The sequence below is a fragment of the Notoacmeibacter sp. MSK16QG-6 genome (assembly GCF_024158145.1).
Lineage (GTDB): Bacteria > Pseudomonadota > Alphaproteobacteria > Rhizobiales > Rhizobiaceae > Notoacmeibacter.
This window is the reverse complement of the sequence record NZ_JAMYXM010000002.1, coordinates 376,154-398,111: the sequence shown is the minus strand read 5'-3', so window position 1 is coordinate 398,111 and position 21,958 is coordinate 376,154. Positions and strand designations below refer to the sequence as shown.

The following is a 21,958-nucleotide window of genomic DNA, read 5'->3' as shown; positions in this document are numbered from 1 at the left end:
CGGACCCCGCCGCAAAAGGTGGGCCGTTCTGAAGGCGATCCATAGAGTTGAAAATCGGAGTTGGCACGGGTCATGACCGAAAAGACGACCTGCACGACATGTCCCTATTGCGGTGTCGGCTGCGGCGTGCTGGCGACGGCAGGCACGGGTGGCTCCGTCGACATTGCCGGTGACCCCGATCATCCGGCAAATTTCGGCCGCCTTTGCTCCAAAGGAACGGCTCTCGGTCAGACTGTCGATCTGGAGGGCCGGCTTCTCTACCCCCAGATCGGCAAGGAGCGCGCCGGCTGGGACGATGCGCTCGATCTGATTTCCCGCAGGTTCTCCGAAACGATAAAAGAACACGGACCGGACTCGGTCGCTTTCTATGTTTCAGGCCAGCTTCTGACGGAAGATTATTACGTCGCCAACAAACTGATGAAGGGCTTCATCGGGTCGGGCAACATCGATACCAATTCGCGGCTGTGCATGGCCAGTTCGGTTGCCGGCCATCGCCGCGCTTTCGGCACCGACACCGTGCCCGGCACCTACGCCGATCTGGAATTGGCCGATCTGATCGTTCTTACTGGGTCGAACCTCGCCTGGTGCCATCCGGTCCTCTACCAGCGGATTGTCGCAGCCCGCGAGCGGCGGCCACATATGAAAGTGGTTCTGATCGATCCGCGCCGGACCGAGACCGCTTCGATCGCCGATATGCATCTGAAGATCGCGCCTGACGGTGATGTTGCGCTTTTTGTCGGTCTGCTGACCCATCTCTATGGTGTCGGCGCTGTCCGCCAGTCTTATGCCACTCGCCATGTGAGTGGTCTGGACCGGGCCATCGTCGCCGCATCGAGGCTTTCGATGGATGCCTTGTGCCGGCAAACGGGCCTATCGGAAGCGGAGCTACGTGCGTTTTACAATCTCTTTGCGCGCACCGAGCGTGTCGTGACCGTCTATAGCCAAGGCGTCAATCAAAGCGCTTCTGGCACGGATAAAGTAAACGCCATCATCAACTGTCATCTGGCGACAGGCCGGATCGGCCAGGCCGGGATGGGGCCGTTCTCCGTTACCGGCCAGCCTAACGCCATGGGCGGCCGCGAGGTCGGCGGCCTGGCCAATATGCTTGCCGCGCATATGGAAATCGAGAGCGAGTCCGACCGCGACAGGGTTCAACGCTTTTGGAACTCTCCATACATCGCATCGAGACCGGGTCTCAAAGCGGTCGACCTCTTCGACGCCGTGGCCGATGGCCGTATCAAGGCGCTCTGGATCATGGGGACCAATCCAGTTGTGTCGATGCCGGATGCCGATAGGGTCAGGTCGGCAATTGCCACTTGTCCGTTCACCGTTGTTTCGGATGTCATGGCCGAGACCGACACTACGCAGGTGGCGGACGTGGTTCTACCCTCGCTGGCTTGGGGCGAGAAAGATGGGACGGTCACCAATTCGGAACGTCGCATCAGCCGCCAGCGCGGTTTTCTGTCGCCGCCTGGAGAAGCAAAGGCGGACTGGTGGCAACTGGCCGAGATCGGCAAGCGCATGGGGTTCGACATGTCATTCGCCTATGACGGACCGGCATCCATCTTTGCCGAGCATGCGGCGCTTTCGGCTTTCGAAAACAATGGCGCCCGCGACTTCGACATCGGCGCATACAAGAGCCTCGACCGCTCCGAATACGATGCGATGCGCCCGTTCCAATGGCCCGCGCCAGACTTTATCGCACCAACGCGGCAGACGCGCTTCTTTGCAAATGGCAAGTTCTTCACCTCGGATGGAAAAGCGCGCGCGATTGCCGTCACCCCATCGGAGGCCTCAGCTTCGCCGGGTGCATTTTTGCGTATCAATACGGGTCGGGTTCGCGACCAGTGGCATACGATGACGCGCACCGCGAAAGCGCCGCGGCTGAACGCCCATATCGCCGAACCGTTCTGCGAAATTCATCCCGCCGATGCTGCCATGCACGGTATAGAGCCGGCGCATATCGCCAGACTGTCGAACAAGCGTGGTGAAGTGCTTCTGCGCGCACTGATTACCGATCGGGTTCGGCGGGGCGAGATTTTCGTCCCGATGCATTGGAACGACCAGTTCGCCAACTGCGCCCGGATCGGTTCTCTCATCGGGCCACAGACCGATCCAGTTTCAGGGCAACCGGCCTTGAAGGCTGGCTCAGCCGAGCTCTCAGCGGTGTCGTTGGCCCGCTACGGTTTTGCCGTATCGGTTGAAAAACCGGCAGGGGATGACTGCAATTATCTGGCCGTCGCGCGAACGGAAAGCGGGTGGCGCGCTGAATTCGCTTTAGATAACGCGCCATCCGATCCGCTTTCTTTCGCCCGCGCCCTCCTGCTGTGCCCCGACGCCGAAGAAATCGGATATATCGATGCACAGGATGGGCTGACGCGATTTGCATTCTTCGATGATCGACGCTTGGTCGGCGCGTTGTTCCTGTCGCCCGAGCCGGTGGAAGTTTCTCGCAACACGGTCGTTGCCGCTCTCGGGCAGCCATACGATCCAGTGGCGCGATGGCAGGTTCTCGCAGGCCGCTCTCGGGTAGGAAAAGATCCGGGCCGGATCGTGTGCGCCTGCGAGGGTGTAGGCATCAATACGATCCGCGATGCTGTCGCGGCTGGATGTTTCAGCGTCGAAAGTGTTGGCGAAGCGACGCGGGCAGGCACCAATTGCGGTTCATGCCGTAGCGAAATCGCGTCGATTTGTCAGAGTGTGGAAACGGCCGCTGCTGCGGAGTAGGGCCCATCGACGATCTTGCCGATGCACAAGCGCATATGCTTTCCGACATTGACGCGGCTCGGAATGGATTGCCGACGAAACTTCGTTGCGACTCCTTGCAAATCAGGGGCAAAGTCGCTACATCCCAGCCATCGATCTTGATGGACGTTTCCCATCCCCGTGCCACGGCACGCACTGTGAACTCTCTGAAATATCGATACTCACCGCGCCCCGATCCCGGGGTGTATCTTTGTACCGATTTTTCTTTGAGGAGATCGCCAAATGGCCACCGGTACCGTAAAGTTCTTCAATACCACCAAAGGCTTCGGCTTCATTGAGCCGGACGATGGCGGCAAGGACGTCTTCGTTCACATTTCCGCTCTCGAGCGCAGTGGCATGGCCGCTCCGAACGAAGGCGACAAGCTGAACTACGAAGTCGTCGCCGACCGCCGCACCGGCAAGAGCGCCGCCGACAACATTTCGGCCGCTTGATCGAACGAAGTTCGCCTGCCTGGTCCTGAGGGAGCAGGCGTGGGCGGAATGGCTTTGGCGCGATGACCACGGATGAACTGGCATTGCTGACGAAGCCCTGGGAAGGCCGGCTCTCGCCGGCCTTTTTCATGTCTGGCCTCGAAACAATTACGTTTCAGCGAGCAGCCCAGGCCTTTCAGGCGTCAGCGACCCGTCATCCAGCCCCATAACCATTGCGCGCCCTGCCATAGCGATGCGCCGAAGATTACGACCAGCACGATCTCGATCGCGACTGAAATAACGAAAATGATCGCATGTGTCCGTTTGGACAGGCCGAGCGGGCCGGCCTTTTTCGTGGGCTTTTCCGATTGAGTTTGGTCCCGATCGTGCATGGTGCGTGTTCAGCTATCCCTCACAACCGGGCGGGTTGAGAAAGCTTTCCAGAACCCGCTTTTGGCCGGCTTTGTCGAAATCGACAGTCAGTTTGTTGCCGTCTATGGCGACGACATTGCCATTGCCGAATTTAAGATGGAAGACGCGGTCGCCTTGGGAAAACCGACTCGGCTCATCCGTCACGCTCTTGGCGATCAGCTCACCTTCGATCTGGCGGCCGCGACGGCCTGCCTGCGGTTCGCCGTAGCCGATCCGCTCGACGCGAGATGAGACGCCCATACCGGACCGCCCCCCCCAGTTCTCGCGCGTGGCATCGTTGCGATTTTTCTGGGCGCGTTGCCAGCCGGGCGATCCGTAAGAAGAGCCGAACGGCTCCATCTTGTCGAAGCGGGACGCGCCATAGCTGCCGCGCTCGCCAAATCCCCCGGCGCCATAGCCGCCATAGGTCGTCGGCGCTTCCATCACCTCGACATGCGCTTCCGGCAGTTCGTCGACAAAACGGCTCGGAATGGTGCTCTGCCAGAGGCCATGGATGCGGCGGTTGGACGCGAACCAAATGTGCAGGTTCCGCCGCGCACGGGTGACGCCGACATAGGCGAGGCGGCGTTCCTCCTCCAGTCCGGCGCGGCCTCCTTCATCCATGCTACGCTGATGCGGAAACAGCCCTTCCTCCATCCCCGGCAGGAAGACGGTATCGAATTCCAGCCCCTTGGCGCTGTGCAGCGTCATTACGGAGACGGCGTCGAGTTCGGCATCGTCGCTGGTGTCCATGACGAGCGCGACATGCTCCAAAAAGGCGCGCAGGCTCTCATATTCGCCCATCGCCTCTATGAGTTCCTTGAGGTTGTCCAGCCGGCCCGCCGCTTCGGCGGACTTGTCCGCCTTCCACATGTCGATATAGCCGCTTTCCTCAAGTATCGATTCAGCCAGTTCGACATGCGGAGTCGAATCAAGGGTTTGGCTCCATCGCCTGAAGTTTTCCACGACCTCGCGCAACGCCGATCGCGGCTTGGGCTTCAACTCTTCGGTGCCGACAAGATCGGCGGCGGCCTGCAGCATCGGGCATTGCCGCGCACGTGCAGTGTCATGGACCAGGCGGACAGTGGTGTCGCCCAGGCCACGCTTCGGCACATTGACGATCCGCTCGAAGGCAAGATCGTCCGCCGGCTGCGCGACGACCCGCAGATAAGCCATGGCATCGCGGATTTCCTTGCGCTCGTAGAAGCGCGGGCCGCCGATCACGCGATAGGGCAGGCCGAGTGTGACGAAACGATCTTCGAATTCACGCATCTGAAACGAGGCGCGAACGAGGATGGCGATGTCATTGAGCTTCTCGCCCTTGGTCTGGAGAGCCTCGATTTCTTCACCGATGGCCCGTGCCTCTTCCTCGCTGTCCCATGATGCGTGAACCTTGACGCGCTCGGCATCCGGGTCGGTCAGATCGGTGAAGAGTGTCTTGCCGAGCCGGCTTTCATTATTGGCGATTAGCGAGGAGGCTGCGGCAAGAATGTGCTCGGTCGAACGGTAATTTCGCTCCAGACGGATCACCGTTGCGCCAGGAAAGTCCTTCTCAAAGCGGAGGATGTTGTCGACCTCCGCGCCGCGCCAGCCATAGATAGACTGGTCGTCGTCACCGACGCAGCACAGATTGACAGCGCCGCCGTCTGGCCTTTGAGCCAGAAGCCTCAGCCAGAGATACTGAGCGACATTGGTGTCCTGATATTCGTCGACAAGAATGTAGCGGAAACGGCGATGATATTCGGCCAGCACATCGGAATGGTTGCGGAAGATTGCAATCGGGTGCAGCAGAAGGTCGCCGAAATCGACGGCATTCAGTTCGCTCAGCCGGCGCTGATAGGCGCGGTAAAGCTCGCGGCCTTTTCCATTACCGAAACTTCGCGCATCGCCTTCGGGAATGGCGTCAGGACCGAGCGCCTTGTTTTTCCAGCCATCTATGAGACCGGCGAGCGTCTTGGCCGTCCAGCGTTTGTCGTCAAGCCCTTCTGCCTGAATCACCTGCTTCAGGAGGCGGATCTGGTCGTCGGTGTCGAGAATGGTGAAGGTGCTCTTCAGCCCGACCAGTTCCGCATGTTTGCGCAGCATCTTGACGCCGATGGAGTGAAACGTGCCAAGCCAGGGCATGCCCTCGATCTGCTCGCCGACCAGAAGGCCGATACGCTCCTTCATTTCGCGCGCCGCCTTGTTGGTAAAGGTAACCGCGAGAATCTGGCTTGGCCAGGCTTTTCCGCTGGAAAGGATATGAGCGATGCGCGTCGTCAGCACGCGTGTCTTGCCTGTGCCTGCGCCGGCAAGGACCAGCACGGGGCCTTCCGTCGTCTCCACGGCATGGCGCTGTTCCGGATTGAGGCCGGAAAGATAGTCTGGCGCCTGGCGGCCGCGCGCGGCCATTGCGCGTGCTGCTATGCCACCGCCGGGCGCGGGTGGATTCTGGCCGTCTCCAGGCAGCGGCCATTCGTCAGGTAGATCGATCATGGCACCAGATGTAGCGATTCGGCGTGCCGTTACCATACAAAACGGGAACGGGAACATGAAAAGTGATGGGATAGCCCATCACGACCACGCCGCGGTCGACCCTATCGGTGCTCTTCCTCGGAAACCGAGATCAGCGCTCGGTTGAAATGGGAGAGTGCGCGAATCTGCGTCAGATGAGCGATGACGGTTTCGTCATCCTTCGGATCGACGACCGGCAGGCGAGAGCGGCCGCTCATATCGAACTGGCGCAAAGAGCTCTCAAGCGTGTCACTCGGCCGTAGCGCCCATTCCTTCAACTCTTCGGCAACCTGCTCCTGCTCGGCGTCCTCCTCCGGCATCGTCATAATGTCCATGACCTTCGTGCGGGTCGCCAGGTCGCGATGCGGTCCTGCGCGCAGATTAAGACCGCGCCCTTCAAGCTGCCATTGAAACCAGGAGCGGCCATGGAAGGCGTGATTGACGCCATAAGCGACCGCGACGGTAAGAAGAAGGGCGATGGAAAGCGCGTAGCCGCCGGTCAGCTCGAATACGATAAGCGCCGTCGAGACCGGCGCGCCAAGAACGGCGCCCGCCACGGCCCCCATGCCGAGTGCGGCGTAAAGGCCGGTGCTCGATGCGTCGATAGCGACCGCCGATGCCGCGATCTGACCGAATGCCGCGCCGGCGACAGCGCCCAGGTAAAGGGCAGGGGAGAAGACGCCACCACCAAAGCGGGAAGCGAGCGTTACCGATGTTGCGACGATTTTCAGGACCAAAAGGATGAGCAGGGTGACAATGGGGATTTCACTGCGAAGCGCCTGGTCGGTGGTGCCGTAGCCGACGCCGAGAACCTCGGGGTAGACGACGCCGATGGCGCCGACGATCAGCCCGCCGATGACGGGCCGCAACCAGAGCGGCATCGGCACGCCGCGCGCCATGTAGTCGGCTGCGAACAGACTAAACTGAAATGAAATCGCGACGATGGCGCAGACAATGCCGAGCAGCGCAAATGCAGGGAACTCCCAATAGCTGGCGACGGCAAGTGGCGGAACGTTGAAGGCAGGAGCGTCTCCGCTCGAAAGCCGCGACAGGACCGAGCCCGCGGCGGATGCGATGACAATGGGCACGAAAGCGCGGCGCGAATAATGGTTGAGGATGACCTCATGAGCGAACAATACGCCGGCAATCGGCGCGTTGAACGAGGCTGAGATCGCGCTCGCCGCGCCTGCGGCCAATATGGTTCGCCGCGACCAGAGCGGCAGGTTCAGCTTCGATACGAGTGCGGTTGCGAGTGTCGCGCCCAGATGAACCACAGGGCCCTCACGCCCGGCGCTTGCGCCACCGCCGAGCGAGATCACAGTCGCCAGCGCGCTCCATGCGCCATCGGTCTTCGAGAGCCGCATCTTGACGCTCGCGCGGACTTCAATCACGTCGGCGACGCCGAAAGGCCGGCGGACGGAAATCCGCTCCAGAATGATGCCTACGAGCAGGCCGGCGCAGGGTGGGCCGAGAAAAATCTGCCAGGCAGGTCTGGTATGGATCCAGGGCACAAGGGATTCGCTTGGGATACGCACCCAGAGGTTCTGGATAAAAAAGATCGATTCGCGGAAGGCGATGGCAACGACGCCCGCGCCGAGACCGCAGATCAGCGCCATAAGCCATACAAGAGGCTGGCGACCAGCGACGAAATCACGCAGGTTCGGTCCCACCCAACCGATCAGCCGGGAGAAAAAGCGGTCGATATGGGGTCGTACCCAGCCTGTCACGATCTATCCCGCGCGGCTGGTCTTCGAACAATGCCGATGCTCCGCCCTGCCGAACGCGGCCATGGCAGGGTCTTTTGCTGCTCGATGATGCGGCTGATTTCCTCCCCGATATCGTCAGGAAAGGCCGCGACCTTCGGACCTGTCATGTCGACATGGAGGCAAAGTCCTTCTCCGGTGGCTGCGATCCAACCCTCGCCGGCGTGCCGGACTTCCTGGAAAAAATGCAGGCGCTTCTCGTCACGTTCCATCAACTGGGTGGCAACGATCAGGATTTCCGCTTGCTTCACCTCACGCAGAAAGCGGGTGTGAAACTCGGCGGTGTAGATGGAGAGATTGCGCGTCCGACGATAGGACGCACCGATGCCGATATGATCGAAAAGGTCGTCGAGACCGAGATCGCAGACGCGGTTGTAGTAGGCCATGTTCATATGGCCATTATAGTCGATCCACTCAACCGGCACGGTTAGCGGCCGCGACAGAAACCATCCGTCAGGGCCAAATTGCGGCGTCTGCTGGCCATTGCTGGTCTCGGTCGTCATCGGCGCGATCTCCACGCAACATTCAATTCCAGAGTCATCGGTTTCGCGCAAGCCACGGGACTTATTCTCTAAATCGTTGTGCTGACAAAGTTGGCCGCCGAAATCATCATGGTTTAGACGTTAATAGCGCTGCATAGACGTGGAGCGGACTTGAACGAGGCGCCATTTCGCGGTTTGTGTGGCGTTGCAACGGCACGGATTGCCAAGGAGATTTATTCTGGCCCGCCTACTGGTCGTCATTGGTGGCTTACTCGTTCTCGTTCTGGCTGCAGCGGCTATCGTTCCACCGTTCATCGACTGGACGGAGTATCGTGGTCGCTTTGAGGAGCAGTCGTCGCAATTGCTTGGCCGCCCGGTTTCGGTCGACGGCCAAACGTCGGTGCGCCTTTTACCCTTTCCCTCGATCACCTTCCACGATGTGACGGTTGCCGACGATGAGGGCGAGCCGATCTTCGTTGCCGAAACTTTTTCGCTCGACGCCGAACTTGGACCTCTCCTTTCCGGCGAGTTTCGTATTTTCGACATGCGGATGGATTCTCCGCTTCTGCTGCTTACCGCTCAACGCGACGGTCAGGTCGATTGGCCATTTCATCTGCGCATTCCTGAAGGGCTGCAACAGATCACGGTCGAGAGTCTGGCGATATCCGACGGCGCCGTATTCATCGCTCGCGGTGAGGGGCGCACCGAAATACGGATCGACGATATCGACGCGCAATTGTCGGCGCGTTCGCTCGGCGGGCCTTGGCAGGCCGAAGGCCGCATGGTTTCCAAACCTCTCGGTGCTGTGGCTTTCAGCTTGGCGACTGGTATTCAACGGGCGGACGGCTCGGTTGGCCTTTCTCTTCGGCTCAATCCCGATAGTTACCCGGCATCGCTCGCTGTCGATGGCGCGCTTAGCGCCAATGGCAACCTGCCGCGGCTGGACGGAACCTTCCGCCTCGCCGTGGCCTCTGCAGAAGACGATGACGATGCGCCGGCGGCTATTCGGATCAATGGGACGTTGGCCGCGACGCCGAACAGTCTGATAAGCGACGAACTGAGGCTCGAAACAGGATCGATAGAGACGCCTTACGCCGCTGCCGGTTCGGGCGAACTCGACCTCAGCGACGCGCCGGAATTTGCCGTGAAATTTCAGGGCGACACGCTTGGCGGCACGCTCACCGGCGATGGCGAAGACAGTGATGAATTGCGCGGTGGCCTCGGTGATGAAGGACGACGTCCCGGTCGAGGCGACCCCGCTTCATTATCTGAAATCCGCCAACGTATCTTGACCGTATTCAGCACACTTCCGGCACCCGGAATAGACGGCCAGCTTGATTTGCGTCTACCGGCGGTGATCGACGGCGCGACAACCATTCGCAATGTCGTTCTGGAGGCAGAAGCGCGCGACCAGCAATGGCAAGTCAAGAATCTATCCGCCGACTTGCCCGGACGTACGCGGCTGGAGGCCAGTGGCAGACTGAGGACAGGAGAAGATCCGGGCTTCGACGGTCGTGTCGTGCTGGCCATCCGTCAGCCGGCCAATTTTCTGAACTGGCTCGGCGTCGGGCGCTATGAGGCATTGGCGACGTTATCTTCCGCTGGGTTCGAAGCCGATCTGTCACTCGGTCGGCAAACGACGCGTTTCTCCAGTCTTGAACTTGCCATCGGTCCGTCCCGCCTTACAGGCGCGATCGAGCGAGCCGAAGAAGGCGGTAGGATAACCGCCGATTTCCGTACGGACGGTCTCGGCGAGGCTGCCATAGACCTGATCGCCGGCCTCATCGACGAGGTACGACAGGATGAGGAAGGGCCATCCCTGACGCTGGCGCTTTCCGGCGGCCCGATCGTACATTCAGGTCTCTCCGCTGAGGATGGAGCCATTCGATTGACGGTCGGGGGCGGCGCGGTTGAGATCGCAGAATTACGGCTCGACAATTTCGCCGGGAGCCAGATCGAAGGCGCTGGCCGTATCGCAAACGCCGAGGGTGACAGTGATAGACTTTCTGTAGCCTTCGATCTGACGGCTTTGTCGAACGACTTCTCCGATCTAACAATGGCCATTGCACAAGCGGCGGAGTTCGAAAGGCTTGCAAGCCTTGCAGACCGACGCCTTCGTAATGCGCCGGCCCTCGGCAAGGATGGTCGGATCGAAATTTCCCTGGCAGGCGATCCGCGCTCCGATTTGACTATCGATTTTCGCGGCGAGACCGCCGTGGCTGAACTCTCGGGAAACGCTGTTCTGCAGATGGGTGAAGAGGGCCTGCCAGTTCAATCGGGGTCGGTGTCTCTGCGGACTGAAGGTCTTCGGCCGACCATGGCCGCGCTCGGTTTCGACGTGCTGCCTCTCGATATAGGCGGTCGCTACGCCATCGATGCAACGCTGGACGAAAGCGGGACGCTAAGCGGCCAGTTGCAAGGCGATGACCTTATCGGGCAGGCCGATCTGCAATTGCGCGACGATGGCGAAACGAGCGGCGCCGTTTCGCTCCAGGCCAACGATGTTCTGCAAATTACTCAACTGCTCGGTTGGGCGCCTCCGACCGAGGCCTCCTCACTGGCTTTCGAGATTGAAACGGAAATGCAGAGCCAGGAGAGCCGCATCGAATTGTTTTCCGTGAATGGCAGCATTGGTGACAGCAGCTATAGCGGTGAACTGACCATCGGCACCGCAATGTCGCCCCCCACCGTGGATGGCAAGCTTCGGAGCGACAGCCTTAATCTCGGGCCGCTTTTCGCTCGTCTGACCGGCGGCCAGTTGCCTGAAGCTCTTTCGACTGCTCTTGAAGGCGAAGAAGTGGATGGCGGCTCGGAAGACGATGAAATTGGTCGGCCGGAGCAGCCGGTTTCTGAGGATGGAGAGCCTTCGGACTCCAGCTTTGCCGAACTTCAACCATTGCCCTTCGCTGGTCAGCTTTCGCTGAGTTCCGATGAAGTGCGGCTCGGCGCGCTCTCGGCGCAAGACGCGACGCTCATCATCGAAGCTGCCGATGCGAGGCTGGCGATCCGGGACTTTTCGGCAACACAGGACGGAAAGCCATTAAGCGGCGCGGCGACTTTTACACGGAGCGGGCCATCGCTTCTCAGCGATATCGAGGCCGACGTTTCAGGTGTCGATCTCGCTTCCCATAGTGGCGGCTATCTCGATGGCGGGGTGGACCTTTCCATGCAATTGACCGGTGGCGGCACGAGCATGGCCGGCCTTATCGGATCGCTCAGTGGATCGGTGCAGCTGACGCCTTCCGAAGAGACCATCGCCGTGCGTGGCCTTGCGACCGATATTCTTGGTCAAACCTTGGCTCGAGCCGATCGGTACAGCCTGGAAGAGCGTGAGACAAACGCGCCAATCGACCCGACAGCCTCCATCGAACCCGCTGTGGAGATGGCGCGCTCGCTGATGGCAAATGGCGAGGCAGTCGAACTGAACGTCGAACCATCGACATGGACCGTTGCAAACGGCATCGCCCGCAGTCCGTTTCTGAAATGGACAGTGCCGGGTGGAAGCTTGAGCGGCACCGTCGCTTACGAATTGGCGCTGCAGCAGATTGAAGCCGATTTGAGATTGATACTGGAACCACTCGGTGGAGCGGCCATGGCTTCGCTCAAGCCTGCGATCGGGATTCGCCTCGCTGGCCCCCCCGAAGCTGCGAGGGCCGATATCGATACGACGCTTCTGGAGCAATATCTGACGCTTCGCGCCGTCGAGCGTGAACAGGCGCGCCTGGAAGCGCTGGAAAAGCGGATTGCCGAAGAGGCTGCACGGCGTAAGGCGGAAGCCGAGGAGCGTCGCCGTCAGCAAGAGGAGGAAGCACGTCTCCGAGCCGAGGAAGAAGCAAAGCGGAAGGCCGAAGAAGAGGCGCGTCAGCGGGCTGAAGAGGAAAGACGACGCAGAGAAGAGGAGGAGGAAGAGGCCAAGCGGCGTGCCGCAGAAGAAGAAGCTCAGCGCCGTCAGGAGGAAGAAGCGGCACGGGAAGCGTCTCGCCATCAGCAATCACCCGCGCAGTCATCGACCGGCTCTTCGCCTCAGCCAAGCCTCGCGCCGGATGAGCGGATTCAACTTGAAGGGCTGGTGCCCGATCTTTTACCGGACGGCTGACCCGCGGAAGAAACGGATGGATTAGCCACGGCCTCGCAGCGGCTTTGGAGATCGGTCAGCACGGCGAGCCGCAGAGCGCTCGATAGGTTTGTTTCCTTTGGGCGCTCGGCGTCGATATCCCTCACAAGCGCGGCAAACGAGACCTCACGCCTGACGGCTAACTCTTTTAGGGCTTCGAAGAAGGGCTCTTCCAGGGAAAATGATGTGCGATGGCCGGCAATCGATATCGATCGCTTGCGGATCGTCATGCCGGATCGAACTGAATTTCGGAGGTCATTTGTCGAGCCTGTGGCCGTCCAAATGCCTTTCTTCCCGCTCGATCAGAAGCTGCGATTGCTTCTTCTGGGCTGAGGTGCGGCCGTGGCGATGACGGTTTTCAGCAGCTTTTTCCGCATCGCCGTCTCGCGCCTGGCGTTTGCGATGCCGGCGGAGATTGACGATCTCGCCCATCCTTACTTGTTCTTTCTGAAAGCGTCGAGCGAGACGACATCGGCGGCCGGCTTTTGCTCGGCTTCCTCATTTTCCGCGGTTTCGCTCTCTTTCGCCTTGGTTTTTCTGGCGGGTTTCTTCTCGTCCGGCTCGCCACTCTTAGCCGGAGCCTTGGCAGTGGGAACTTCCTTCACGGCGGGCGCCGGTGCGGGCAGGGTCGTCACCTCGGCATCGCCGCTTGCTTCTTCGTCCAGACGCACATCGAATTCCAACTCGAAATTGACGCTTGGATCGTAAAAGCCGCGTACCGCGGCGTAAGGAATTTCGAGTTTTTCAGGGATATCGGAGAACGACAGTCCGACCGAAAATCCAGTTTCGGTGACCGTAAGGTCCCAATATTGGTATTGCAGCACGATCGTCATCTGTTCGGGATATTTCTCCCGAAGACGCGACGAGATCCGCACACCCGGAAACTTGGTGAGGAAGGTGATGAAGAAGTGGTGATTGCCCGGCAGGCCGGCTTTCGTCACCTCTGTCAACACTTTGCGCATGACACCGCGCAGCGCTTCTTGCGCTAGAATATCGTAGCGAATCTGGTCCTGTGTCATTGCGTGATCGTTCCTGTCGGCACCATGGCTGTGACCATCTGGCGAAGGGGTATAGCGCAGCGCCAACGCCGCGTCACGCATCCTTGGTCCGCAATGCGTTAATAGATTGTCGAAAGCGATGAAGATTTGCAGAAAAAGTGGAGGCTTCTGTTGCCAGGCGCCTCCGGGCCCCGCCTGAGAGTGCTAACCCGTCAGGACTTCAATTCGAGACTATCGCACTGCTTACGCAGCGAGACGTGCCTCAGCATAGTTGTCGTTTGCAACTATAGGTTCGACCCGATGACGGTGGTATCATGCCGGGCAAAAAGTCGATCTTTACACCCTCGTCGATCCTGTTTCGCCCCCATCACCAGCCGCCCTTCGGTCTTCACTGTCCGGCAGTTCGTGGTGGAGGCGCCGGGTACTGCCCCCGGGTCCGATAGGTTTATTTCATCGCCCGTTTATCGCCATAGCCGGTCCGAAAACCGGCAAGGCCAATATAGGGTCAGAACGGCCTGGATGGAAGAGCCGTGGAGGACCGCTCTGGCGCTCTTGCCGAAAAGGGTGTTTTCGGCTGGACTGATCCGGTCCGAGGCAACGGAGAGGAAGCCGACATGGCAAAATATGCTGAGCAGCTGAAAAAGTACGATAAGGACGCCGACATGGCGATCCTGGAAGCTATCGAAAAGCGCTATGCTTCCGTGCTTGGGCGCAGCGAGACGCGAACGGTCGCCTGCAGCCAGAAGTCCGAGCGAGAGACCGTCGCCAAGAACTGGGCTCAGGAGAAGTTGGGCGTTTCCTACGAGGACGGCATCAAGGCTGTTGAAGCGATGTGCGCAATGATGAAGGGAAACCGGGCCAAGAACCGGGCCGTCTTTTATTATCTTGTCGCCAAGAAACTCGATAAGCTGGACGTTGTCCGCAAGATGTAAGTGACGCGGTGCGCCCTTTGGCAGGGCGTGCTAGCCTCCCGAAACGACTCGAAATGACTTCGGCGTGGCGCGCCGGGGATGGTGAAAGATGCGGCAATATCTCGATCTTCTGGACGATGTTCTAAGCAACGGCGTCGACCGTGGAGACCGGACGGGAACCGGTACACGTGGCGTTTTCGGCCGGCAGATGCGGTTCGATCTGTCGACGCATTTTCCGCTTCTGACGACCAAGAAATTGCATCTGCGGTCGATCATTCACGAACTTCTTTGGTTTTTGCGGGGCGATACCAATATCCGTTATTTGAAGGACAACCGCGTTACGATCTGGGACGAATGGGCCGACGAAAATGGCGATCTCGGGCCCGTTTATGGTGCGCAGTGGCGCTCCTGGCCGGACGAAGATGGCGGAGCAATCGATCAGATCGCGCGGGTGATCGATCAGATTCGCACCAACCCAAATTCGCGCAGGCTGATCGTGTCCGCCTGGAATCCGGCGCAAGTCGATGAAATGGCGCTGCCGCCCTGTCACTGTCTCTTTCAGTTTTATGTGACGGACGGGCGGCTGTCCTGCCAGCTTTACCAGCGCAGCGCCGATATTTTCCTCGGCGTGCCGTTCAATATCGCATCCTACGCGCTTCTTACGGCGATGGTGGCGCAGGTGACGGAACTGAAGCCGGGCGAATTCGTCCACACGCTGGGCGATGCGCATCTCTATCACAATCATTTCGAGCAGGCGCGGGAGCAATTGAAGCGCGAGCCGGGGGCGCTGCCGACGCTCTGGCTCAACCCGCAGATTGGCGAAATCGATGGCTTTAGCTTCGATGATATCCGGATCGACGATTACGTTGCTCAGCCCACCATCCGCGCGCCGATTGCGGTGTAGCCCTAGATGAACGAGCGTCCCGCCATCGAAATCGTCGTTGCTGCTGCTGAGAACGGCACGATTGGCAGGAACGGTGAAATGCCGTGGCGACTGTCGAGCGATCTGAAACGGTTCAAGCAGATCACTATGGGGTGTCCCATCGTTATGGGACGCAAGACCTTCGAGAGTATCGGCAAGCCTTTGCCCGGTCGTCTCAATGTCATCGTAACGCGCAATTACGATTGGGAGGCAGAAGGGGCCTTGCGGGCCGGCTCGCTGGAAGCCGCGATCGATCTGGCGACCGCCCATATCGAAAGCGCCGAGCGCCAGGCATGCGATGAGGGCGAGGATGGGCCGAATTTATCTGTCTGCATCATCGGAGGAGGGGAGATCTATTCGCAAGCTTTGGCTATCGCCGACACCATTCATATGACCCGCGTATTGGAGACGATTGAAGGCGATGCAAGGTTTCCAACCATATCCGAGGATGCATTCGAGCGGATCCATGCCGAGGATATTCCCTCCGGTCCGAAGGATAGCTACCCCACCCGCTACGAGATATGGCAGAGGCGGGAAAACGGTCAGGCGCTGACCTAAAAATTCACCCCAATACCGTGCTGAGGGTGGAAAGGCGTCTCCTTGCGTTGAATTGCGGCACTCGGCTTCCTATTAAGAGATCAATTCCTTTCCTTCGCGTGGGTGTGCGCGGAGGCAACCAGCACAATTGGAGGCGCAATGCCCTGGAGCAATCAAGGCGGTGGTGGCAGCGGTGGCCCATGGGGCGGCGACGACAAGGGGGGAGGTCGTAATAACGGTCCGTGGGGTAACGGTCCGCAGCGGCCACGCGGTCCCCAAAATAGCACTCCCGACCTGGAAGATATCATTCGCCGCGGTCAGGACCGGATTCGTCGCATCGGTAGCGGAGGTCCGAAGAACGGTAATGGGGGCAATGGCGGTCTTGGTGCTGGAATGATCGCCGGTCTCGTTGCTCTTGGCGTTGTCGGCGTCGTGCTTTTCCAGTCTTTCTATACGGTTCAGCCGGATGAGATCGGCGTCGAACTGCTGTTCGGAAAGCCTAAGCAGGAATTCTCCGAACCGGGCCTCCACTATCATTTCTGGCCTCTCGAAACGGTGGACAAGGTGACCACGGCCGAAAAGCTGGTCACAATAGGAAGCAGCAATTCTTCCCGCGATACATCCGGCCTGATGCTGTCGGGCGACCAGAATATTGTGGATGTTGTATTTTCCATCGCCTATCAGGTTGCGGACCCGGCCAACTACCTGTTTGCCGTCGCTGATCCTGACGATATGCTGCGGCAGGTTGGCGAGAGCGCCATGCGCGAGGTTGTCGGACGCCGCCCGGCGCAGGACATCTTCCGCGACAATCGTGCCGAAATCGCAGAGCAGGTCCGCGCGACCATCCAGCAGACGCTGGATGAGTACAGTGCCGGCCTCAGCGTCAATGCCATATCCATCGAGGATGCGGCGCCTCCGTCGCAGGTCGCCGATGCTTTCGACGAGGTGCAGCGCGCCGAGCAGGACGAAGATCGCTTCGTCGAAGAGGGCAACCGATATTCAAACCAGATCCTCGGACAGGCGAGGGGTGAAGCCGCGCAGATTCTCGAAGGCGCGGCCGGTTACAAAAATCGTGTGGTTCAGGAAGCCAAGGGTGAAGCCCAGCGCTTCTCCTCGATCTATGAGGAATATGCGAAAGCGCCAGAGATTACGCGTAAACGCCTGTTCCTGGAGACCATGGAAAACGTGTTCCGAAATTCCAACAAGGTGATCGTGGAGCAGGGCGCTTCCGGCACAAGCGGCGTGGTGCCTTATTTGCCACTGGATCAGTTGCAGCGCTCCAACAATCGGTCGCAGCGAGACAATTCCGGCAGCAATTCGCGCTCGTCGGATGCGAACACACAGTCCGCTACCTCGGGAGGTAATCAGTGATGAACCGGATTACCTTGATCCTTATTGTGATCGCTGTCGTCGTTGTCGCCGGCCTTTCCTCGATCTTCGTGGTGAATGAGCGCCAACAGGCCATCGTGCTTCGTTTTGGCGAGATTGTCGACGTTCAGGAAGAGCCGGGCCTTTATTTCAAAATGCCGGTCCTCGATAGCGTGCAACTTGTCGACGATCGCATTTTGCGTTTCAATCTGGACGACATCCGCGTCCAGGTATCGGGCGGCAAATTTTACGTGGTCGATGCCTTTGTCGCTTACGAGATCGCTGATCCCCGCCGTTTCCGCCAGGCCGTTTCAGGATCGGTGCAACTGGCCGAGCAGCGTTTGCGGACGCGCATGGATGCGGCACTGCGTCGTGTTTATGGCCGTCGCGGATTCGAGGCCGCTCTGTCTGAAGAGCGCACGGAGATGATGCGCGAAGTGGCGGCGCAGCTTCGACCTTCCGCTGAATCGCTTGGCCTGCAGATCGAGGATGTCCGCATTCGCCGGACTGATTTGACCACCGAGGTCAGCCAGCAGACCTATGACCGTATGTCGGCGGAACGTCTGGCAGAGGCAGAGCGCCTTCGCGCTCGTGGCCGTGAAGCTGCACAGCGCATCCGCGCACGAGCCGATCGCGAGGTCGTCGAGATCCGCGCTGACGCCGATCGCCAGTCGGAGATTCTGCGCGGTGAGGGTGATGCCGAACGTAACCGTATCTTCGCCGAGAGCTATGGCGAGGACCCGGAGTTCTTCGACTTCTACCGTTCCATGCAGGCCTATGCGCAATCGCTGGAGGATAGCGGATCGACTCTCGTCCTGTCGCCGGACTCAGAGTTTTTTCGTTACTTCAGCCAGGCTGGCGGCGGCGACCTTTCGGCTGTCAGGCCGATTGAGCGTCAGTCGTCCGCCAGTGATGTACAGCCATCGTCGACAGCAGCCGAGGATACAGCATCGCCCGAGGAAGAGCCTGCCGCTGATGAATCCGAGTCGTCGCCGGACAATATAGCGACCGAGAATGCGCCAGCCTCGATAGACTCCACATCCGGTGACGTCGACGACTCGACGGCGCAGGAAGAACCAGCGCCTGCACCGGCGAACTAGGGTAGTTTTGGCAGGCAAATGATTTAAAAGGGGCGCGGTTTTCGAACCGCGCCCTCTCTATATGAAAAGGCAGTAAGGTGCCTCGCTATCGCTCAAGTGCCGATCTATGATTCCGATGCTTCGCTTATGCGTATCGGATGGGAGTCTTTGATGTCGAAACGCTGCTTGTCTTGTCCTGAAATGATTGCCCGCACCGTTTTCGGCATCGCGCTGCTTTTTGCAATGCCGGCTTTCGCGCAGGAAACGGTGCCGCAGCCTCCTCAGGATCAGATCGTTCCGACGCCTCCCGAGGCTCCGGCTGCGCCGGTCGAGCCGACGCCGGAGGTCGATCTGCCTCCGGCCCCGCCAAATCTCGATCTGGTGCCGGCGCCAGAAAGCGAAACCGGCCCCAATCTGACGGCGACACGGCGGAGAGAGCTCGCCGGTGGGCCGGAATCGGTCGCCGATCTGGCGGAGGAGTTGTTACCCGCCGTCGTCAATATTTCGCTGACACAGCGCTCAAATCGCTCCGAACGTGGTGAAATCGCGCCTCCCGACCTACCCGACGATTCGCCTTTCAAGGAATATTTCGAGGACTTCTTCAACAAGCGCTCGGAGGAGGAGCCGTCCCTTCCGGCCAGTTCGCTCGGTTCGGGCTTCGTGATCGACGCCGAAAATCGCTACGTCGTCACGAACAACCATGTTATCGAAGGCGGCGGTGACATAACGGCGGTCTTCCCGGACGGAACGCGGATCAATGCAACGCTGCGTGGAACAGATGAGAAGACAGATCTGGCTGTTCTCCAGCTCGACGACACCGCCGAGAAGCTCACCGATGTCAAATTCGGCCCGTCCGAAGAGATGCGGATCGGCGACTGGGTCATGGCAATCGGCAATCCATTCGGTCTTGGTAGCACATTGACCGTCGGGATTGTGTCGGCCGTCAATCGCGATATCGAGGCCGGCCCATATGACGATTTCATTCAGACCGATGCGGCCATCAATCGTGGCAATTCCGGTGGCCCGCTCTTCAACATGTTCGGGGAAGTCATCGGCATCAACACCGCGATCATCTCTCCCTCCGGCGGGTCGATCGGTATCGGCTTTTCGGTGCCGTCCGATCTGGCGCGGGGCGTGGTCAGTCAGCTTATCCGGTATGGTGAGACCCGTCGTGGCTGGCTCGGTGTAAGGATCGAACCCGTCACCGACACCATTGCCGAGAGCCTCGATCTCGAACGCGCTGAAGGCGCGCTGGTCGCTGCCATTATCGAGCCGGGGCCTGTCGATAATGGCGAAATTCTACCGGGCGACATCATCGTTGATTTCGATGGGCGTAAGGTTGAGCAATCGCGTGATCTTCCCCGCATCGTGGCGGACACCGCTGTTGGAAAATCCGTCGAGGTCACGGTTATCCGAGAGGGTGAGGAGGTGAAAGTTTTTGTCGAACTCGGCAGGCTGGAAGACGCCGATGCCAAAGCAGATGGCGACGATGAGGCATCGGCAGCCGATCAAGAAACGCCCGACACGGATCGTTCAGTCGGCGAGGCCAGCCTCGCTGGTGTCAAACTAGGCGCCATCGATGATGCGGCCAGAGACCAGTACGCCATAGCAGATGATGTGAACGGCGCTCTGATCGAGTCTGTTGAGGCTGGCTCGGAAGCCGAAGAGCGGGGATTGGAGGCCGGTATGGTCGTGATCGCCATCGCTCAAGAACTGGTCACTTCGCCGGAAGAGGCTACCGAGCGGCTTCAGGCGCTCGTCGAGAACGGGCGACAGAACGCCTTTTTGCTATTGTCGCGGCCGGATGGCGAGACGTTTATCGAAACGCTGCCGATCAAGTAGCTAACGAACGACTTAGGCGGCAAACTCACTTTTCCGATAGCCCTGCATGTAAAGTAGGGCGGTCAGATCGCCATGATCGATGCGAAACCGAGCCTGCTCCGCCACGGCCGGCTTCGCATGGAGAGCCACGCCAGACCCGGCAATCTGGATCATCCCGAGATCATTGGCGCCGTCCCCCACCGCCATCGCATCGGCGGGGGTGGCGCCGTTCGCCTCGGCAACCTCTCGCAACGCGCTCACTTTTGCGTCCCTGCCGAGGATCGGCTCGGCCACTTCGCCGGTGAGTTTGCCATCACGTTCGATCAGCCTGTTGGCGCGATTCTCATTAAAGCCGAGAAGGGCGGCGACGCGGTTCGTGAACGCGGTAAACCCGCCAGACACCAGCGCGCAGTAAGCGCCGCTGCCTTTCATTGTCCCGACAAGCTCTCGCCCGCCCGGCATCAGCGTGATCCTTTTTTCGATCACCTCGTCGATGACGGAAACCGGAAGATCCCTCAGAAGCGCCACCCGTTCGCGCAGGGCGGGTTCGAAAGCGATTTCGCCATTCATGGCGCGTGATGTTATGGCGGCCACGCGATCCTTCACGCCGATCATATCGGCCAGTTCGTCGATGCATTCCTGCTCAATCATCGTCGAATCCATGTCCGCCACGAGTATCCTCTTGCGTCGGACGGCCTCGTCCTGCACCACGATATCGACAGGTTGGCCAGAAAGGAGCGCGCGCAGGCGGTCTTCTGTCTGTCGTTCATTCGTGTCCGCTGGGAAGATCAGATCGCAGGCTTCTCCATCGGCCAGAATGCGGGCTGGGGTGGCAGTTATGTTTTGCGCTTTTTCAATTTGCTCAGGACTCAAAGCCATTGAACCCGGTGCTGTGATCAGCGTTGCAACAAGCGGCATGGAGAGAGCTCTCGACTTTGATGAATGATGGAAAGAAGGGTCACGGCGCGGCCACTCTGTTAGCGGGGCCGACAGCGAGCGGCAAGACGGCGCTTGCGATAGAGCTGGCAGCGCAATCCGGCGCGGCGGTCATCAACGCCGATTCCATGCAGGTCTACGATGTACTCGATCATCTGACCGCCCGGCCCAAGCCTTCGGAACTGGGACTGGCTCCGCATTACCTCTTCGGCCATGTTTCGCCAGCCGATGCCTATTCCACCGGTCGCTGGCTACGGGATGTGGAAAAGCTACTGACCGGCCCGCTCGCAGATCGACCGGTCATCATCGTAGGCGGCACAGGCCTGTATTTCAGAGCGCTTGAAGGCGGACTGTCCATAATGCCGTCAGTTCCTCAAGCTCTTCGTGAAAGACTGCGAGAAAGATGCGAAGATGAAGGCGCTGCGGCGCTCCACGCCGAGTTGGCAGTGTGCGACCCCGCTGCGGCAAAAGCGATCAGTCCTAACGATGCGCAGCGTGTTCTCCGCGCGCTTGAAATATTTGAAGCGTCGGGCGTGCCGCTTACCGAGCATCAAAGTAGGCAAGGCGATCCACTGGTCGACGCGGAGAGAACGCGTCGCCTGGTTCTCATGCCGAACCGGGAATGGCTACGAGAGCGCATAGCTCTGCGGTTCGACGCGATGATGGCCGGTCATGCGGTGGATGAGGTCAAGCAATTATTATCGATGAAGCTCGATCCGGCGGTTCCCGCGATGAAGGCGATCGGTGTTTCGCAGATCACGGCGATGCTCGATGGACAGATCGACAAAGACGAGGCCATTCGCCAATCGGTCAATGCGACACGACAATATGCGAAGCGTCAAACGACGTGGTTTCGCAATCAGCTTGGCCCGAAATGGGAGCGCCTCGACACATAGCAACTGCCTGTTTATATCGAAAAATTGCGTCTCCCTTTCCGCAGCGGCAT

General features: G+C 59.6%; 18 protein-coding genes and 1 other RNA gene. 10 read left to right on the top strand and 9 right to left on the bottom strand.

Annotated elements, in window-relative coordinates:
- Positions 1–72: 72 nt before the first annotated feature.
- The gene (locus tag NIM86_RS09610) at positions 73–2,727 is read left to right on the top strand and encodes a nitrate reductase (protein WP_253381468.1); all 2,655 of its coding nucleotides are present in this window, start codon (positions 73–75) and stop codon (positions 2,725–2,727) included.
- Between the two features lie 261 nt (positions 2,728–2,988).
- Positions 2,989–3,198 carry a cold-shock protein gene (locus NIM86_RS09605; RefSeq protein WP_253381466.1) on the top strand — a complete coding sequence of 70 codons (210 nt, stop codon included), beginning with the start codon at positions 2,989–2,991 and terminating at the stop codon, positions 3,196–3,198.
- 182 nt (positions 3,199–3,380) lie between these two features.
- Here NIM86_RS09605 and NIM86_RS09600 read toward each other — a convergent pair whose 3' ends face one another.
- The 4 genes from NIM86_RS09600 to NIM86_RS09585 all read right to left on the bottom strand — a co-directional run bounded on the left by NIM86_RS09600 (position 3,381) and on the right by NIM86_RS09585 (position 8,347).
- Positions 3,381–3,569, bottom strand: a complete 189-nt coding sequence (locus NIM86_RS09600; protein WP_253381464.1) for a hypothetical protein — start codon at positions 3,567–3,569, stop codon at positions 3,381–3,383.
- 13 nt (positions 3,570–3,582) lie between these two features.
- Positions 3,583–6,063 carry an ATP-dependent helicase gene (locus tag NIM86_RS09595; RefSeq protein ID WP_253381462.1) on the bottom strand — a complete coding sequence of 827 codons (2,481 nt, stop codon included), beginning with the start codon at positions 6,061–6,063 and terminating at the stop codon, positions 3,583–3,585.
- Between the two features lie 101 nt (positions 6,064–6,164).
- Positions 6,165–7,808: a chloride channel protein gene (locus tag NIM86_RS09590; protein ID WP_253381460.1), complete on the bottom strand. Its 1,644-nt coding sequence runs from the start codon at positions 7,806–7,808 to the stop codon at positions 6,165–6,167.
- The gene (locus NIM86_RS09585) at positions 7,805–8,347 is read right to left on the bottom strand and encodes a thioesterase family protein (RefSeq protein ID WP_253381459.1); all 543 of its coding nucleotides are present in this window, start codon (positions 8,345–8,347) and stop codon (positions 7,805–7,807) included. The genes NIM86_RS09590 and NIM86_RS09585 overlap by 4 nt, the downstream gene beginning before the upstream one ends.
- 199 nt (positions 8,348–8,546) lie before the next feature.
- Here NIM86_RS09585 and NIM86_RS09580 point away from each other — a divergent pair, with 199 nt between their 5' ends.
- The gene (locus NIM86_RS09580) at positions 8,547–12,422 is read left to right on the top strand and encodes an AsmA family protein (RefSeq protein ID WP_253381457.1); all 3,876 of its coding nucleotides are present in this window, start codon (positions 8,547–8,549) and stop codon (positions 12,420–12,422) included.
- On the opposite strand, the gene NIM86_RS09575 is transcribed toward NIM86_RS09580, so the two are convergent.
- The 4 genes from NIM86_RS09575 to ssrA form a co-directional block, all read right to left on the bottom strand.
- A complete protein-coding gene (locus tag NIM86_RS09575; protein WP_253381455.1) occupies positions 12,380–12,670 on the bottom strand; it encodes a ribbon-helix-helix domain-containing protein in 291 nt (96 codons plus the stop codon). The genes NIM86_RS09580 and NIM86_RS09575 overlap by 43 nt on opposite strands.
- Positions 12,671–12,695: 25 nt before the next feature.
- Positions 12,696–12,872, bottom strand: coding sequence for a DUF4169 family protein (locus NIM86_RS09570; protein WP_253381453.1), 177 nt, complete (start codon positions 12,870–12,872; stop codon positions 12,696–12,698).
- A gap of 2 nt (positions 12,873–12,874) precedes the next feature.
- On the bottom strand, positions 12,875–13,459 hold the full coding sequence (locus NIM86_RS09565) for an SspB family protein (RefSeq protein ID WP_253382008.1): 585 nt from the start codon (positions 13,457–13,459) through the stop codon (positions 12,875–12,877).
- A gap of 136 nt (positions 13,460–13,595) precedes the next feature.
- Positions 13,596–13,967: a transfer-messenger RNA gene (gene ssrA, locus NIM86_RS09560) on the bottom strand.
- A 1-nt stretch (position 13,968) separates the two neighbouring features.
- On the opposite strand from ssrA, the gene NIM86_RS09555 reads away from it, so the two are divergent.
- From NIM86_RS09555 to NIM86_RS09530, 6 genes are all read left to right on the top strand, one after another.
- On the top strand, positions 13,969–14,370 hold the full coding sequence (locus tag NIM86_RS09555; protein ID WP_253381451.1) for a DUF2853 family protein: 402 nt from the start codon (positions 13,969–13,971) through the stop codon (positions 14,368–14,370).
- An 88-nt stretch (positions 14,371–14,458) separates the two neighbouring features.
- Positions 14,459–15,253: a thymidylate synthase gene (locus tag NIM86_RS09550; protein ID WP_253381449.1), complete on the top strand. Its 795-nt coding sequence runs from the start codon at positions 14,459–14,461 to the stop codon at positions 15,251–15,253.
- A gap of 6 nt (positions 15,254–15,259) precedes the next feature.
- Positions 15,260–15,829, top strand: a complete 570-nt coding sequence (locus NIM86_RS09545) for a dihydrofolate reductase (RefSeq protein WP_253381447.1) — start codon at positions 15,260–15,262, stop codon at positions 15,827–15,829.
- A gap of 138 nt (positions 15,830–15,967) precedes the next feature.
- A complete protein-coding gene (hflK, locus tag NIM86_RS09540; RefSeq protein ID WP_253381445.1) occupies positions 15,968–17,179 on the top strand; it encodes an FtsH protease activity modulator HflK in 1,212 nt (403 codons plus the stop codon).
- Positions 17,179–18,276 carry a protease modulator HflC gene (gene hflC / locus NIM86_RS09535; protein ID WP_256478422.1) on the top strand — a complete coding sequence of 366 codons (1,098 nt, stop codon included), beginning with the start codon at positions 17,179–17,181 and terminating at the stop codon, positions 18,274–18,276. Before hflK ends, hflC begins: the two co-directional genes overlap by 1 nt.
- Before the next feature lie 150 nt (positions 18,277–18,426).
- Positions 18,427–20,097 (top strand): Do family serine endopeptidase, encoded by a 1,671-nt coding sequence (locus NIM86_RS09530; protein WP_253381442.1) that lies wholly within the window; start codon positions 18,427–18,429, stop codon positions 20,095–20,097.
- 12 nt (positions 20,098–20,109) lie between these two features.
- On the opposite strand, the gene serB is transcribed toward NIM86_RS09530, so the two are convergent.
- Entirely contained in the window at positions 20,110–20,994 is an 885-nt protein-coding gene (gene serB / locus NIM86_RS09525) for a phosphoserine phosphatase SerB (RefSeq protein ID WP_253381439.1), read from the bottom strand.
- Between the two features lie 20 nt (positions 20,995–21,014).
- Here serB and miaA point away from each other — a divergent pair, with 20 nt between their 5' ends.
- A complete protein-coding gene (miaA, locus tag NIM86_RS09520) occupies positions 21,015–21,908 on the top strand; it encodes a tRNA (adenosine(37)-N6)-dimethylallyltransferase MiaA (protein ID WP_253381437.1) in 894 nt (297 codons plus the stop codon).
- Positions 21,909–21,958: the final 50 nt, after the last annotated feature.